Annotated in this window: 8 protein-coding genes and 3 tRNA genes; 4 read left to right on the top strand and 7 right to left on the bottom strand. The window is 71.2% G+C overall.

What is annotated here, in order from left to right; all coding sequences use genetic code 11:
* Positions 1-38: 38 nt before the first annotated feature.
* Positions 39-1,106: a phosphoribosylformylglycinamidine cyclo-ligase gene (purM, locus tag OG552_RS15800; protein WP_329133394.1), complete on the top strand. Its 1,068-nt coding sequence runs from the start codon at positions 39-41 to the stop codon at positions 1,104-1,106.
* A 54-nt stretch (positions 1,107-1,160) separates the two neighbouring features.
* Here purM and OG552_RS15795 read toward each other — a convergent pair whose 3' ends face one another.
* Entirely contained in the window at positions 1,161-1,424 is a 264-nt protein-coding gene (locus OG552_RS15795) for a DUF3073 domain-containing protein (RefSeq protein ID WP_329133392.1), read from the bottom strand.
* A gap of 289 nt (positions 1,425-1,713) precedes the next feature.
* Positions 1,714-2,868: a Leu/Phe/Val dehydrogenase gene (locus OG552_RS15790; protein ID WP_329133390.1), complete on the bottom strand. Its 1,155-nt coding sequence runs from the start codon at positions 2,866-2,868 to the stop codon at positions 1,714-1,716.
* A 221-nt stretch (positions 2,869-3,089) separates the two neighbouring features.
* On the opposite strand from OG552_RS15790, the gene OG552_RS15785 reads away from it, so the two are divergent.
* Both OG552_RS15785 and bldC read left to right on the top strand, forming a co-directional pair.
* Entirely contained in the window at positions 3,090-3,935 is an 846-nt protein-coding gene (locus tag OG552_RS15785) for a hypothetical protein (protein WP_329133388.1), read from the top strand.
* Positions 3,936-4,428: 493 nt separating this feature from the next.
* A complete protein-coding gene (gene bldC, locus OG552_RS15780) occupies positions 4,429-4,635 on the top strand; it encodes a developmental transcriptional regulator BldC (protein ID WP_033321412.1) in 207 nt (68 codons plus the stop codon).
* Between the two features lie 702 nt (positions 4,636-5,337).
* Here the strand turns inward: bldC and OG552_RS15775 are convergent.
* Positions 5,338-5,412 (bottom strand) — tRNA-Asp (locus OG552_RS15775).
* A gap of 56 nt (positions 5,413-5,468) precedes the next feature.
* A complete protein-coding gene (gene hrpA / locus OG552_RS15770) occupies positions 5,469-9,470 on the bottom strand; it encodes an ATP-dependent RNA helicase HrpA (protein ID WP_329133386.1) in 4,002 nt (1,333 codons plus the stop codon).
* Positions 9,471-9,608: 138 nt separating this feature from the next.
* Between hrpA and OG552_RS15765 the strand changes: the two genes are divergently transcribed.
* Complete coding sequence (locus tag OG552_RS15765; protein ID WP_329133384.1) at positions 9,609-10,673, top strand: ABC transporter permease; 1,065 nt, start codon at positions 9,609-9,611, stop codon at positions 10,671-10,673.
* 97 nt (positions 10,674-10,770) lie between these two features.
* Here OG552_RS15765 and OG552_RS15760 read toward each other — a convergent pair.
* From OG552_RS15760 to OG552_RS15750, 3 genes are all read right to left on the bottom strand, one after another.
* A tRNA-Phe gene (locus OG552_RS15760) sits at positions 10,771-10,844 on the bottom strand.
* A gap of 4 nt (positions 10,845-10,848) precedes the next feature.
* Positions 10,849-10,923 (bottom strand) — tRNA-Asp (locus tag OG552_RS15755).
* A 275-nt stretch (positions 10,924-11,198) separates the two neighbouring features.
* Entirely contained in the window at positions 11,199-14,558 is a 3,360-nt protein-coding gene (locus tag OG552_RS15750) for a right-handed parallel beta-helix repeat-containing protein (protein ID WP_329133382.1), read from the bottom strand.
* Between the last annotated feature and the right edge of the window lie 54 nt (positions 14,559-14,612).

Here is a 14,612-nt window from a genome sequence, read left to right as displayed (position 1 = left end):
GCCGATCCGACCCGAGATCCGACCCGAAAGTGCCAGTCATGCCTGAGAGAACCGGTGCCAGTTACGCCGCCGCCGGCGTCGACATCGAGGCGGGCGACCGCGCCGTCACCCTGATGAAGGAGTGGGTGCGCAAGGCCACCCGCCCCGAGGTCGTGGGCGGCATCGGCGGCTTCGCCGGGCTCTTCGACGCCTCCGCCCTCAAGCGCTACGAACGCCCGCTACTGGCCTCGGCCACCGACGGGGTCGGCACCAAGGTGGACATCGCCCGCCGGATGGGCGTGTACGACACCATCGGCCACGACCTGGTCGGCATGGTCGTGGACGACCTGGTGGTCTGCGGCGCGGAACCGCTGTTCATGACCGACTACATCTGCGTCGGCAAGGTCTACCCCGAGCGGGTCGCGGCCATCGTCAAGGGCATCGCCGAGGGCTGTGTGCTGGCCGGCTGTGCGCTGGTCGGCGGCGAGACCGCGGAGCACCCGGGGCTGCTGGGCGCCGACGACTTCGACGTGGCGGGCGCCGGCACCGGAGTGGTGGAGGCGGACGAGCTGCTGGGCGCCGACCGGATCCGGGAGGGTGACGTGGTGGTGGCCATCGCCTCCTCCGGACTTCACTCGAACGGGTACAGCCTGGTCCGGCATGTCTTCTTCGACCGGGCCCAATGGGCGCTGGACCGGGACGTGCCGGAGTTCGGCCGGACCCTGGGCGAGGAGCTGCTGGAGCCCACCAGGATCTACTCGCTCGACTGCCTGGCGCTGACCCGTACCGCCGAGGTGCACGCCTTCTCGCACATCACCGGCGGCGGCCTGGCGAACAACCTGGCGCGGGTCGTGCCGGACGGGCTGCACGCCCGCGTCGACCGCGGCACCTGGACGCCCGACCCGGTCTTCACCACGGTGGGGGAGCTGGGCGGCGTCGAGCGCCTTGAGCTGGAGAAGACGCTGAACATGGGCGTGGGAATGATCGCCGTGGTGCCGCCGCAGTCGGTGGACGTGGTGCTGAGCGTCCTCGCCGACCGGGGCACGGAAGCCTGGGTCGCCGGGGACATCGGCGCACGCCACAGCGGCACACCGGCCGTGGAGCTGACCGGTGACTATGGGAGCTGACGCGAAACCCGGTCCGAGCGAGCCCCGGGCCGGGTCAGCGTGATGGCGGCGGCGTCAAGCGCGACGGCGCTGCGGCGATGACTGCTGGGACTCGTCCTCGTCCTCTTCGTCATCGTCGTCGTTGTAGAGATCCGCGTACTGAGCGTACGGGTCGTCTTCGTTCTCTTCGTCATCGTCCTCGACAGGAGCCGGATTAACCGGCCTCGACGGCGATGCGCCCAGCTCTTCGGCCAGACGTGAGAGATCCGTGCCGCCGCTGTTGTACTTCAGCTGGCGGGCGACCTTCGTCTGCTTGGCCTTGGCCCGGCCGCGCCCCATGGCTCGACCCCCTCAACGGCGGGGCTCAACGGCCCCGAGTCTTGACACGCGTTCATGAATCGGAGCGGTCTCCCGGGGGGAGACCGGTCCTTAGGGCCTCAACGGTACCTGCTTCCGACGCCGCACGGTACGCCGCCCGCACGAGACGCGTCGGAACAGGCCCTATTCACAGCCCTGTCCTGCCTGGTCAGGCCCGATTTTACCTTCTTCTAGCGCGAACTTGCTATCGGGTCGTGCTATCGGTCACGCCGGGGGCCGGAAGGGGCCCCCGGACGGTGCCGGACAGCAGTCAGTCGGCGACCGGACGCAACCAGTGAGCGGCCGGGGTGCGCTCGGCGATCCGCTGCTCCGCGAGGCGGTCGGCGGCCACCGCCGGCGGTACGCCGTCGGCCGCGGCGCGGTCGAAGATGGCCGCGGTCGTGTCGAAGATCTTCGTCGCCTTCGCCTTGGCCCGGTCGAAATCGAAACCGTGCAGTTCGTCCGCGACCTGGATGACGCCGCCCGCGTTCACCACGTAGTCGGGCGCGTACAGGATGCCGCGGTCGGCGAGGTCCTTCTCGACGCCCGGGTGGGCGAGCTGGTTGTTGGCCGCGCCGCAGACCACGGTGGCGGTCAGCGCCGCCACGGTGGTGTCGTCCAGGGCCCCGCCGAGCGCGCAGGGGGCGTAGACGTCCAGCGGGGTACGGACCAGCACGTCGGCGTCGGAGACCGCGGTGACGCCCGGGTGGCGGGCGGTGATCCGGTCGACGGCCTCGCGCCGGACGTCGGTGATCACCACCTCGGCGCCGTCGTCCAGCAGGTGCTCCACCAGGTGGTGCCCGACCTTGCCCACCCCGGCCACGCCGACCCGCCGGCCGCGCAGCGACGGCTCGCCCCACTGGGCCCGGGCGGCGGCGCGCATGCCCTGGAAGACACCGAAGGCGGTCAGCACCGAGGAGTCGCCCGCGCCGCCCTGCTCGGGGGAGCGGCCGGTGGTCCAGCGGTTCTCCCGGGCGACCACGTCCATGTCGGCGACGTAGGTGCCGACGTCGCACGCGGTGACGTAGGCGCCGCCGAGGGAGGCCGCGAAGCGGCCGTAGGCGAGCAGCAGCTCGTCGGACTTGAGGGTGTCCGGGTCCCCGATGATCACGGCCTTGCCGCCGCCGTGGTCGAGTCCGGCCAGCGCGTTCTTGTACGACATGCCGCGCGCGAGGTTGAGCGCGTCCTCCACGGCCTCGTCGTCGGAGGCGTAGGCGTGGAAGCGGGTGCCGCCCAGGGCCGGGCCCAGGGCGGTGGAGTGGATCGCGATGACGGCCTTGAGGCCCGAGGCGCGGTCCTGGCAGAGAACGACCTGCTCGTGCCCGCCCTGTTCCGATCGGAACAGCTTGGCGAGGACACCTTCGGCCACGACGCCTTCGTCGGGCCGGACGGTCTGTCGTACGTCGGTCACTGTGGTGACTCCCATAGTCCAGTGGTCCCAGTGGGTTTCATGGGCTCTCGCCCCCCGTACGGGTGGCGGAGGGGTTGATGGCCTCAGCGTAGGCCCTGCGGGACCGATCATGGAGGCGGATCATGAGGGCGGATCATGGTGCTGACCCGATCGCCGGGGCAGTGGCCGGGATCACCTCCGGGGGGCCTGGCCGCGTGGGACGATCGGGGAGTCGGGACGGCGGCGAGGGAGCAGGTGTGGGCGGTTCTCCGGGAGTGGTGCCGTACGCGGCGTATCTGCGGGTCTACGAGCCCCTGGCGGCCTTCCCCGAGCCCGAACGCACGCACTGGTACCGATATGCGGCGGCGGGCACTGTTCGTACCGCACAGGACGAACTACGGCAGTCGCTGGCCGATCTCGTGCCGGTGCCGCCCATCGCGGTCCCGGTGCACGAGAGCCGGGACGCCTTCGTGGCGGTGATCGGCGGGGTGACCCACATCTGCCCGTGGCGCACCCGGCTGCGCGGCTGGCTCGCCCTGGAGCGGGCCGGCGCGCTGGTGCCGGACTCGGTCCTCGACGCGATGCTGCCGCCGGTCGTACGGCGCCAGGCGGCCGCCGACCACGAGGCGTGGCGCGAGCGCAACCCCGACGCCCGGCCGTGGATCCGCTCGGCGACCTGGCACGTGCCGGTGCGCTGGTTCGCGCTGGTCGGTGACGACGAGCGGGAGTACGAGCCGGCCGGGGCGGGGGAGTCCAAGGAGCCGCTGCTGCGGTACCGGACCCCGATGGTGCAGGCGCGGCGGCGGGTGGCCCGGTCGCTGCGGGTGCTCAAGGACGCCCTGGAGGAAGGCCCGTTGATCGACGGGCTGATCGATGTCGGCCGCTGGCTGGAGGAGTTCCACCCGCGGTCGATGGTCGAACTCGACTACGGCGGCCTGGTGCACGTGGTGGATCCCGAGAAGCTGGCCGAGGACCACTCGGCGGCGGACGTGGCCGAGGGACTGGCCGCGCTGCGCGAGGGCGACTCGGCCGCCGCGGGGGTGGCGTACGAACGCCTGACCGACCGCTGGCGGGCCGTACGCGAACTCCAGTTCTCCAGCTGAGCCCGGGCCGGCCGGGACCGGCCGGGAGGCCGTGGTGGATCGGTCTGGACCAACTGGCGGCCGGTCGGCCGCGGGCCGGTGTGACGCGGACGGGGTTCATGGGCCAAGATTGGCCCAAGCGTGACACAGAGCACATGACTTGACCCTTGCCTGCATCACCATGTGTCATGCCAAAATGGGACATCGGGTCCACCTCGGACTCGATTCAAAGGTGGGGATGTTGCAGGTGATCGCGCTGTGACTGATTGTCGCGTTGGTGTGACTGTCCGTTATGGCATGGTCCATCGGCTTCCGTCGAGGTTGAACACCTGAGAGGGCAAATCCATCGGTTTGGCCGACGTGGCTGGACGGATGGTGTAGTTGTAGTGCCGAGGACAAGCCGTTCGTCCTATTACCGACTCGGCCCGCGTCCGCCATTTCGGGCAACGCGGGTCAAGGTGCAGAATTTAGAGGAAAGAACCGCGTTGGTTCGGTTCTCTCGAGGAGGCCGCTCATGACCGCTCGCACCCCTGATGCCGAGCCGTTGCTCACCCCTGCTGAGGTTGCGACCATGTTCCGCGTCGACCCGAAGACGGTCACGCGCTGGGCCAAGGCCGGCAAGCTCACGTCCATCCGCACGCTCGGCGGTCACCGCCGGTACCGCGAGGCGGAGGTCCGCGCACTTCTGGCGGGCATTCCGCAGCAGCGGACCGAGGCCTGACAGCCCTTCTGGGCGGTTTGGGGCCCCCACCCCAGTTCGCCGCCCGCCCCGACGGCAGGTCTGCCCCCATCAGGGTTGCCGGCGGGTAGTTCCATCGTTTTACGGCTTGTACGCAGCTTCACACAGCTTCACGGGATCGCATCGGACTCCGCCGGGTCCGGTGCGATCCCTTTTTTGCGGGTTCGGGGGCCCTGTCCGGGCGGGAGGGGCGGGGTCTGTGGGGTCTTGGGGGCTCCTGCTCGCCAACGCCCAAGTCGTCCCCCTGGTCGGTACCATTGCACATATTCTATCGACGCCCTTCCGAAGGGCCTCGGATTCCCCCGTTTTCGAACGACTTTCAGTGACTCCCGTCACATCTCCGGGTGCTTGTGGATCTTCCCGCCCGTACGGTAATGAACTCCCCCTGCCCGCATGCTCCGTCGACCTGCGGCGCCGTCAACTCCCGCGCCCCTCAAGGGACTTGCCCCGCCACGAAGCTCTTACGCCGCCGGCCCGCCGATCCGCACACGACGAAGGCCGGCCGCCATCCGCACACGACGAAGGCCCGCTTCCTCGGGGGAAGCGGGCCTTTCGGGGTTGTGCGGTCCTGACGGGATTTCCTGCGTCTGTCGCGCGGCTGGCGCCGCGGGGCGCGGCCTCAGCAGGGCCTTGAACGCGTCGAAGGCCCGCTGCCGTTGCCGGGGCGGGCCTTTCGGGGTTGTGCGGTCCTGACGGGATTTGAACCCGCGGCCTCCACCTTGACAGGGTGGCGAGCACTCCAAACTGCTCCACAGGACCTCGCTGCGAGACAGACTGTACAGCAGGTCAGGGGGCGGGGTCGAACCGGAATCAGGTCAGGGCCCGGCGAGGGCCCACGCCTCGTCCAGCGCCTTGAAGATCCGCTTGTCGGAGACCGGGAACGCGGTGCCCAGGGCGTGCGCGAAGTAGCTGACCCGGAGTTCCTCGATCATCCACCGGATGTCCCGGACCGCGGCCGGCCACGGCCGGCCCGCAGGCATCGCGGCGAGCAGTTCCGCGTACTCCGCCTGGATCTCCCGCACCTTCTCCATCCGGGTGGTGTCCCGCGCCGCCCCGGACGGCATCTGCTGGAGCCTGCGGTCGATCCCCACCAGGTACCGCATCAGGTCGGGCAGCCGGGCGAGCCCGGTGTCCGTCACAAAACCGGGGTGTACGAGGGCCGCCAGCTGCTCCCTGACGTCCTGGAGGTTCGGCACGAGGACCAGGCTCGTGGTGTCCTTCAGGCGCCGTTCACAGGAGTGCCAGGCGGCCAGCACCTGCTGGACCCGCTCCACGCTGCGTACCGTCTGCTCGACCAGTTCCGCCCGTACCGCCTCGTAGAGCTTGCGGTAGCTCCTCTCGTCCCACGCCGGGCCCCCGTGCGCGGCGATCAGCCGGTCCGCCGAGGCGGTCGCGCAGTCCTCGAAGAGCGCCTGTACGGAGCCGTGCGGGTTCCGGGACAGGGCCAGCTTCTGCTGGTTGGACATCCGGTCGGCGACGAACTTCGCCGGATTCACCGGCACGTTGAGCAGGATCAGCCGCCGGGTGCCCCGCCACATCGCCTCGGCCTGCTCCGGCTCGGTGTCGAAGAGCCGCACCGCCACCGAGCCGCCCTCGTCCACCAGCGCCGGGTAGGCCTTCACCGGCTGGCCCGCGCGCCGCGTCTCGAAGGTGCGCGGCAGCGTGCCGACGGTCCAGTCCTTCAGGCCGGTGCGCTGCTCCATGGTGGCCAGCGCGGGGTCGGAGGCCCGCTCGAAGGCGCGGGTGATGGCCTCCCGGGTCTTCGGCTTGAGCCGCAGCCGCAGCGCGTCCAGATCCTTGTCCTCGGCGTCGCCGGCGATCTTGCGGCGCCGCTCGTCGACCACCCGGAAGGTGATCTTCAGATGGTCCGGCACCCGGGACAGGTCGAAGTCCTCCGCGCTGACCGGCACGCCGACCATCCGCTGCAACTCCCGGGCCAGCACCACCGGCAGCGGGTCGGGACCTGCCACCACGCGCTCCAGGAACTTCTTCGCGTAGTTCGGCGCGGGGACGTAGTGCCGGCGGATCGGCTTGGGCAGCGAGCGGATCAGCTCGGTGACGACTTCCTCGCGCAGGCCCGGGATCTGCCAGTCGAACCCGTCCGCGGTCACCTGGTTGAGCACCTGCAGCGGGATGTGGACGGTGACGCCGTCCGCGTCGGCCCCCGGCTCGAACTGGTACGTCACCCGGAACTTCAGCGCGCCCTGCCGCCAGGAGTCGGGGTAGTCGGCCTTGGTGACCGCCTCCGCGTTCTCGTTGATCAGCATGGACTGCTCGAAGTTGAGCAACTCCGGTTCCTCGCGGCGCCGCTGCTTCCACCAGGAGTCGAAGTGGGCGCCGGAGACCACGTCTTCGGGCAGCCGGGAGTCGTAGAAGTCGAAGAGCGTCTCGTCGTCCACCAGGATGTCGCGGCGCCGGGCGCGGTGCTCCAACTCCTCGACCTCGCCGAGGAGTTTGCGGTTGTCGTGGAAGAACTGGTGGTGGGTGCGCCAGTCGCCCTCGACCAGGGCGTTGCGGATGAACAGCTCGCGGGAGACCTCGGGGTCGATCCGCCCGTAGTTCACCTTGCGCTGGGCGATCAGCGGGACGCCGTAGAGGGTGACCTTCTCGTACGCCATCACCGCCGCCTGGTCCTTCTCCCAGTGCGGCTCGCTGTAGGTCCGCTTGACCAGGTGCTGGGCCAGCGGTTCGACCCACTCCGGTTCGATCCTGGCGTTGACCCGCGCCCACAGCCGGGAGGTCTCCACCAGTTCGGCGGACATGATCCAGCGCGGCGGCTTCTTGAAGAGCGCGGAGCCCGGGAAGACGGCGAACTTCGCGCTGCGGGCGCCCAGGTACTCGTTCTTGTCGGTGTCCTTCAGCCCGAGGTGCGAGAGGAGACCGGCCAGCAGCGACACATGGATCCGCTGCGGGTCGACCGCCTGCTCGGTGCGGCCGGGCTCGCGCATCTCGATGCCGAGCTGCCTGGCCACGGTGCGCAACTGGCTGTAGATGTCCTGCCATTCGCGGATCCGCAGATAGTTCAGGTACTCGTTGCGGCACATCCGGCGGAAGGCCGAGGAGGACAACTCCTTCTGCCGGTCCCGGATGTAGCCCCACAGGTTGAGGAAGGCGAGGAAGTCGCTGGTCTCCTCGCGGAACCGGGCGTGCTGCTGGTCGGCCTGCGCCTGCTTCTCCGCAGGGCGTTCGCGCGGGTCCTGGATGGAGAGCGCGGCGGCGATCACCATCACCTCGCTGACGCACCCGTTGCGGTCGGCCTCCAGCACCATGCGCGCCAGCCGCGGGTCCACCGGCAGCTGGGAGAGCTTCCTGCCAGTGGCGGTGAGGCGCTTGCCGGGGTCCTTCTGCTGCGGGTCGAGCGCGCCGAGCTCCTCCAGCAGCTGGATGCCGTCCTTGATGTTGCGGCTGTCCGGCGGGTCGATGAAGGGGAACTTCGCGATGTCCCCGAGGCCGGCCGCGGTCATCTGCAGGATCACCGAGGCGAGGTTGGTGCGCAGGATCTCCGGGTCGGTGAACTCCGGGCGGGTGAGGAAGTCGTCCTCGTCGTAGAGCCGGATGCAGATGCCGTCGGAGGTACGGCCGCAGCGGCCCTTGCGCTGATTGGCGCTGGCCTGGCTGATCGGCTCGATCGGCAGCCGCTGCACCTTGGTGCGGTGGCTGTAGCGGGAGATCCGGGCGGTGCCCGGGTCGATGACGTAGCGGATGCCGGGGACGGTCAGCGAGGTCTCGGCGACGTTGGTGGCCAGCACCACCCGGCGGCCGGAGTGCTGCTGGAAGACGCGGTGCTGCTCGGCCGAGGACAGGCGCGCGTACAGCGGCAGGATCTCGGTGCCGGAGCGCACCGCGTTGCCGCCGCGGGTCAGGTGCTTGTCCAGGGCGTCGGCGGTGTCGCGGATCTCCCGCTCGCCGGAGAGGAAGACCAGGATGTCACCCGGCCCCTCGGCCTGCAGCTCGTCCACCGCGTCACAGATCGCGCTGACCTGGTCCCGGTCCGCGTCCGCGGTGCCCTCGGCGTCCCCGGTGACCTCCTCGAGCAGCGGGCGGTACCGCACCTCCACCGGATACGTACGCCCGCTGACCTCCACGATCGGCGCGTCGCCGAAGTGCCGGGAGAAGCGCTCCGGGTCGATGGTCGCCGAGGTGATGACGACCTTCAGGTCCGGGCGGCGGGGCAGCAGCTGGGCGAGGTAGCCGAGGATGAAGTCGATGTTGAGGCTGCGCTCGTGCGCCTCGTCGATGATGATCGTGTCGTACGCGCGCAGCTCGCGGTCGGTCTGGATCTCGGCCAGCATGATGCCGTCGGTCATCAGCTTGACCAGGGTGGAGTCGCCGACCTGGTCGGTGAAGCGGACCTTCCAGCCGACCGCGCCGCCCAGCGGCGTCCGCAGTTCTTCCGCGACCCGCTCGGCCACCGTGCGGGCGGCGATCCGGCGCGGCTGGGTGTGGCCGATCAGGCCGCGCACCCCGCGGCCCAGCTCCAGGCAGATCTTCGGGATCTGGGTGGTCTTGCCCGATCCGGTCTCACCGGCGACGATCACCACCTGGTGGTCGCGGATCGCGGCCAGGATGTCGTCCTTCTTCTGGCTGACCGGCAGCTGCTCGGGGTACGTGACGGCCGGCACCGCGGCCCGGCGCGCCTCGACCCGCAGCTCGCCCTTGTCGATCTCCGCGGCGATCTCGGCGAGCACCTTGTCACGGGCCTCGGGCTTGCGGATCCGCCGGGCGCCGTCGAGCCGTCGGCCGAGCCGCTGCTCGTCGCGCAGGGTCAGCGCGGACAGCCGTCGGGCCAGCTCAGCGGAGGAGGGTTGGGTAGACATACGCCGTCAAGCATCGCACCCGCCGGCCTGCCGCGGCGAACCCATTTCCGGTGACCTGCGCCCCACCCCGGGCGGCGCTGTGATCCGGGCGGCCCAGTGTGACGGGTGGGTCCGGCGGGCACGGCTTAGCGTGAGGCCATGGAGGAGGCTGCGGGGGCCGGCGCCGGACCGGGGAAGTGGCGCACACGCTGGGCGGCGTTCCGGACCTCGCCGTTCTACCCGGCCTGTGTGCTGGTGCTGCTGATCGCCGCCGTGGCCGGCCTCTTCGCCGGCTCGTACACGTACACCATGGCCAACCCCACCCCGCGGCACATCCCCACCGCCGTCACCGGCGTCCCCGGCTCGCAGGTGAAGCGGGCGGAGTTCGTGGCGGGCATGGAGAAGGCGCTGGGCGCGTCGCTGGAGCTGCACCACTACGACGACTTCGCGTCCGCCCGCGAGGCGGTGGAGGCGCAGAAGGTCTTCGCGATCCTCCAGGAGCCGGGCCCGGAGCCACGTCCGGGTCCGGAGCCGCGGTCGGGGCCGCACCCGCGGCTGTACCTCTCCTCGGCCTCGGGGGCGGCCGTCGCCCAGCTGCTCGCCGGGGCGGCGCCACGGGTGGGCGCGTCGCTGGGCGTACGGGTCACGGTCCGGGACATCAACCCGCTGCAGAAGGGCGACCCGCGGGGCCTGACGATCTTCTACATCTCGCTGGCGGCGGTGATCATCGGCTTCGTCGGGGCGATCCAGCTCAGCGTCAACGCCCGCGAGCTGCGTCCGCAGGAGCGGATCGGCTTCATCGTCGCCTACGCGCTGCTCGGCGGCTTCGCGATCTGCGCGGTGGTGGACTGGGGCCTTGGCGCCCTGCGGCTGCCGTTCGCCGAGTCCTGGCTGATCCTGGCACTGACGATGTTCACGTCCGGCATGGTCTTCTCGATGTTCAACACCCTCGTCGGCCGCTGGGCGATGCTCCCCACCTGGGGCCTGATGGTCGTGCTCGGCAACCCCTCGTCGGGCGGGGCGGTGTCCTGGCCGCTGCTGCCCTCGCTGCTCGGCACGATCGGGCGCTGGCTGCCGCCGGGAGCTTCGGTCAACGCCCAGCACACCGCGGTGTACTTCGGCGGGCATCAGCACGCCTTCCCGTTCGTGGTGCTGGGGGCGTGGGCGGGGGTCTCCACCGCGGTGTTCTGGTTCTGGCGGCACCGGCACCCGGGCGGGCGCTGACGGCGCCGCGGGCCGGAGCCCGCGGGCACACGTTGGGGGGTGCGGGCGCGCCGGAACGACAGAGGGCCCGTCCGGAGACGGGCCCTCTGTCGTGCGGTGGCTGGGGCCGGGGTCGAACCGGCGACCTACCGCTTTTCAGGCGGTCGCTCGTACCAACTGAGCTACCCAGCCGCAGCGGTCCTGACGGGATTTGAACCCGCGGCCTCCACCTTGACAGGGTGGCGAGCACTCCAAACTGCTCCACAGGACCTTGCTTGGTGCTTGGTGCGAGACAATTCTTGCACAGGATCTCGCGTGCTCCGTACCGCTTATCCGCTGCCGCTGAGTGACCGGATGATCACGCTGGGGCAGCCCGACGTCGCTGAATCAGCGTATCAGAGTGGGGGCCGGGGCCCCGACGCGTCACAGGGCGCGATGGGCCCGGCGGCCGGCCGGCAAGGCCCGCAGCGTCCCAGGCGCCGCGGCGGCCGGCCGCACCGCTGACCGGGGCGGGGCCCGGGCGCCGGCCGGCGCCCGGGCTGCCGGTCAACGCGCGGCTTCCTGCGCCGCGTCCGGCTCGTCGGCGTAGGGGAGGTCCTGCGGGAGGAGCAGGGTGAGGGCTTCCAGGTCGGGGCTGGCGACGGAGCCGAGCCGGCCGGCCTGCCGGGTCATCATCGACTCGACGAGCTGGCGGGCGAGCCGCGCGTTGCCGAAGGAACGGGTACGGGGGATCGCGTCGAGATAGTCGTGCAGGGCCGCCAGCGTGGGCGGGGCGCACTTGTAGCCCGCGGTGGCGGTCATCTCCTTGATGATCTCGATGAGTTCGGCGGTGGTGTAGTCCTCGAAGTGCACATGGCGGGAGAACCGCGAGGCCAGGCCAGGGTTGGCGTCGAGGAAGCGGGCCATCTCACCGGTGTAGCCGGCCACGATGACCACCGTCTCGTCCCGGTGGTCCTCCATCAGCTTCAGCAGGGTGTCGACCGCCTCCCGGCCGAAGTCCTGCGGGGAGTTCTCCGGGGTCAGCGCGTACGCCTCGTCGATGAAGAGCACCCCGCCCATGGCCTTCTCGAACGCCTCGGTGGTGAGCTGCGCGGTGTGGCCGATGTACCGGCCGACCAGGTCGGCGCGGGCCACCTCGATCAGCTGGCCGCGCGGGACCACGCCGAAGGAGCGCAGCAGATCGGCGTAGAGCCGGGCGACGGTGGTCTTGCCGGTGCCCGGCGGCCCGGAGAAGACCAGGTGGTGGCTGACCTTGGGGGTGGGCAGGCCGACCGCCTGGCGCTGGCGGGCGGTGGTGAGCAGGTCGAGGATGCCGCCGACCTCGCGCTTGACCGCGCCGAGGCCGATCATGCCGCGCAGCCGGGCCAGGACGTCGGAGTCCCCGGGGGCGGCGGGGTCGCCGCCGCGGAGCTCCGCGGCCTCCTCCTCGCCGACGTCCTCGGGCAGGATCTGCAGCAGGTCCGCCTCGGTCGCCTCGGGCAGTGAGGCCAGCCGGAAGGACTGCCGGTCGACCATCTCCTCGAAGACCCGGCGGGCGGCGCGGCCGTTGCCGAAGGTGGCGTCGCGCTTCATCCGGGTGAAGTGCAGGTTGAGCGCCTGCAGGGCCAGCGGGTCCAGGACGTAGCGGTGGGCGGCGCACATGTTCTCGGTGATGGTGACGAGTTCGTCCACCGAGTAGTTGTCGAACTCGATGGTGCGGGTGAAGCGCGAGGCCAGGCCCGGGTTGGCGGCGAGGAAGTCCTGCATTTCGCGGGAGTAGCCGGCCACGATGACCACCACCTCGTCGCGGTAGTCCTCCACCAGCTTCACCAGGGTGTCGATGGCCTCCTGGCCGAAGTCGGCGCCCGAACCCTTGCTGTCCGACAGCAGGGTGTACGCCTCGTCGATGAAGAGCACGCCGCCCAGGGCCCGTTCGAAGACCTCGGTGGTCTTGATGGCGGTGCCGCCGATGACTTGGGCGACCAGGTCGGAGCGGGAGACCTCCACGATGTGCCCGGACGGCAGCAGGCCCAGTTCGGCGAGGATGCTGCCGTAGAGCCGGGCGACGGTGGTCTTGCCGGTGCCGGGCGGGCCGGCGAAGACCAGGTGGCGGCTCATCGGCGGCGCGGGTATGCCCAGCTGGGCGCGCCGCTGGGCGAGCCGGCCGAGGTTCACCAGCGTGTTGACCTGGTGCTTGACGCCGGCCAGGCCGACCAGGGCGTCGAGTTCGGCGAACGGCCCCTGCGGGGCCGCCGGTTCGGCCTCGGCGCCGGGGATACTCTCGCCGCTTGAGGTGCCGTGGTCGCCCGGCGCGGCCGGTTCCGCGCCCGGCCACGCATCGGGGTTGCGGTTGTCGGTGCTGGTCAGGTCGGTGAGCGTGAAGCGGGGGCCGGCGCCCTTGGCGACCCGCAGACCCGCGCCCTTGTTGCCGCGGGCGGTGCACGAGGCCACCGTGACCTGCTCGGTGCTGTCCACCCGGATGCCGTCGCCGCCGTTGTCGACCACCTCGCAGCCGGTGAGCGTCGCCCGGCCGCCGGCCGCGAGCAGCGCACCGTGCTTGGCGGCCGAGGTGAAACGGATCCGGACCAGCGACACCTCGCCGCCGTCCTCCACCGTCACGCCGTTGTCCGCGGCCCCGGTCACCTCGCAGTCCCGCAGCGAGCCGAGGCCGCGGGCGCCGATCGACACCCCGGACTTGCCCGCCCCGCGGATCACGCTGTTGCCGACGTGCGGATTGCCGTGCCCCTCGATCCGCAGCCCGTGCGCCTTGGTGTCCTCGATGGTGCAGTCCTCCAGGCGGCCCCGCCCGTCCTCGGCGACCAGCACACCGGGGCCCCGGCTGCCGGTCACCCGCACCCGGCGCAGCAGCGGGTTGGCGCCGGAGCGCACCGAGATGCCGATGCCGCCGGTGTCCGCGACGGTCAGCCGGTCGAACTCGGCCGCCGACTCCTCGATCAGCAGCACGCCGATGCCCTCGCTGTCCGCGACCCGCACCCCGGTGAGCACCGGCGCGCTCGACTCGGCGACATGCACGCCGGGGCCGCCGGCGCCGGTGAACTCGCAGTCGGCGTACGTCCCGCGCGACCGGCCGGTGACGACCAGGCCGCCGCCGCGGGTGCGGGCGGTCGAGCAGGCCCGCACCTGCGGGTCGCAGCCGGCCGCGACCACGATGCCGTGGCCGCCGGTGTCGCTGATCCGCACCTCGTCCAGGCTGGTCCGCACCGAGGTGGCGAGATACGCGCCGACCGCCGCGCCGTGCACGGAGGTACGGGCCACCGTCACCGCGGTGGAACCTTCAAGCGCCAGCGCCGGCTTGTCCGTCGAGGAGATCTCGCAGTCCTCCACCGAACCGCGCGACGTGCCGTTCGCCAGCACGCCGTTGCCACGCGCGTCCCGCAGGGTGCAGCCGCGTACGGTGGCCCGGCCCTGCTCGCTGATCACGATCGCCGAGGTGCCCAGGTGCTCCAGCACGCAGTCCTCGATGACGCTGCCGGCCGCCGCGGTCTCCACGATGCCGGCGCCGATCGGGTTGGTGATCCGGCAGTTGCGCATCGCCAGCGAACCGCCGGAGCGGCTCAGCACCGCGGTCCAGCCGGAACCGACCACCTCGCAGCCCTCCAGCGCGACCTGGCCGCGTACCGCGTCGACCACCGGCAGGTCGCCCTCGCCGCCGCGCAGCACGAGTTCGGTCAGGAGCACGGCGTCGGCGGCCAGCGTGATCGCGGTGCCGCGGACCGGCTCGATCCGTACGCTGCCGGGCGGACCGTCGGCGACGATCGACACCCTGGTCCGTACGGTCAGCGCCTCGGGGTAACCGCCCGGCCGCACGCTGATCACCGCGCCGGAGCGGGCCCGCGTCAGCGCCTCCGCGATCGTCCGGAACTCGCCCTCGCCGTCCGGGCCGACGGTCAGAAGCTGACGTGCCACGGCCGGTCCTCCTCAAGTCCAGTCACTGGTGGTGCGGTTCTGCGGGTACTGCGA

The sequence above is a fragment of the Streptomyces sp. NBC_01476 genome (assembly GCF_036227265.1).
Lineage (GTDB): Bacteria > Actinomycetota > Actinomycetes > Streptomycetales > Streptomycetaceae > Actinacidiphila.
Note: the sequence above shows the minus strand (reverse complement) of the source record. Positions and strands in the feature narration are given on the sequence as shown.

Coding starts and splice junctions, on each gene's coding strand:
- purM (WP_329133394.1), top strand. CDS start 39: ATGCCTGAGAGAACCGGTGCCAGTTACGCCGCCGCCGGCGTCGACATC.
- OG552_RS15795 (WP_329133392.1), bottom strand. CDS start 1,424: ATGGGGCGCGGCCGGGCCAAGGCCAAGCAGACGAAGGTCGCCCGCCAG.
- OG552_RS15790 (WP_329133390.1), bottom strand. CDS start 2,868: ATGGGAGTCACCACAGTGACCGACGTACGACAGACCGTCCGGCCCGAC.
- bldC (WP_033321412.1), top strand. CDS start 4,429: ATGACCGCTCGCACCCCTGATGCCGAGCCGTTGCTCACCCCTGCTGAG.
- hrpA (WP_329133386.1), bottom strand. CDS start 9,470: ATGTCTACCCAACCCTCCTCCGCTGAGCTGGCCCGACGGCTGTCCGCG.
- OG552_RS15765 (WP_329133384.1), top strand. CDS start 9,609: ATGGAGGAGGCTGCGGGGGCCGGCGCCGGACCGGGGAAGTGGCGCACA.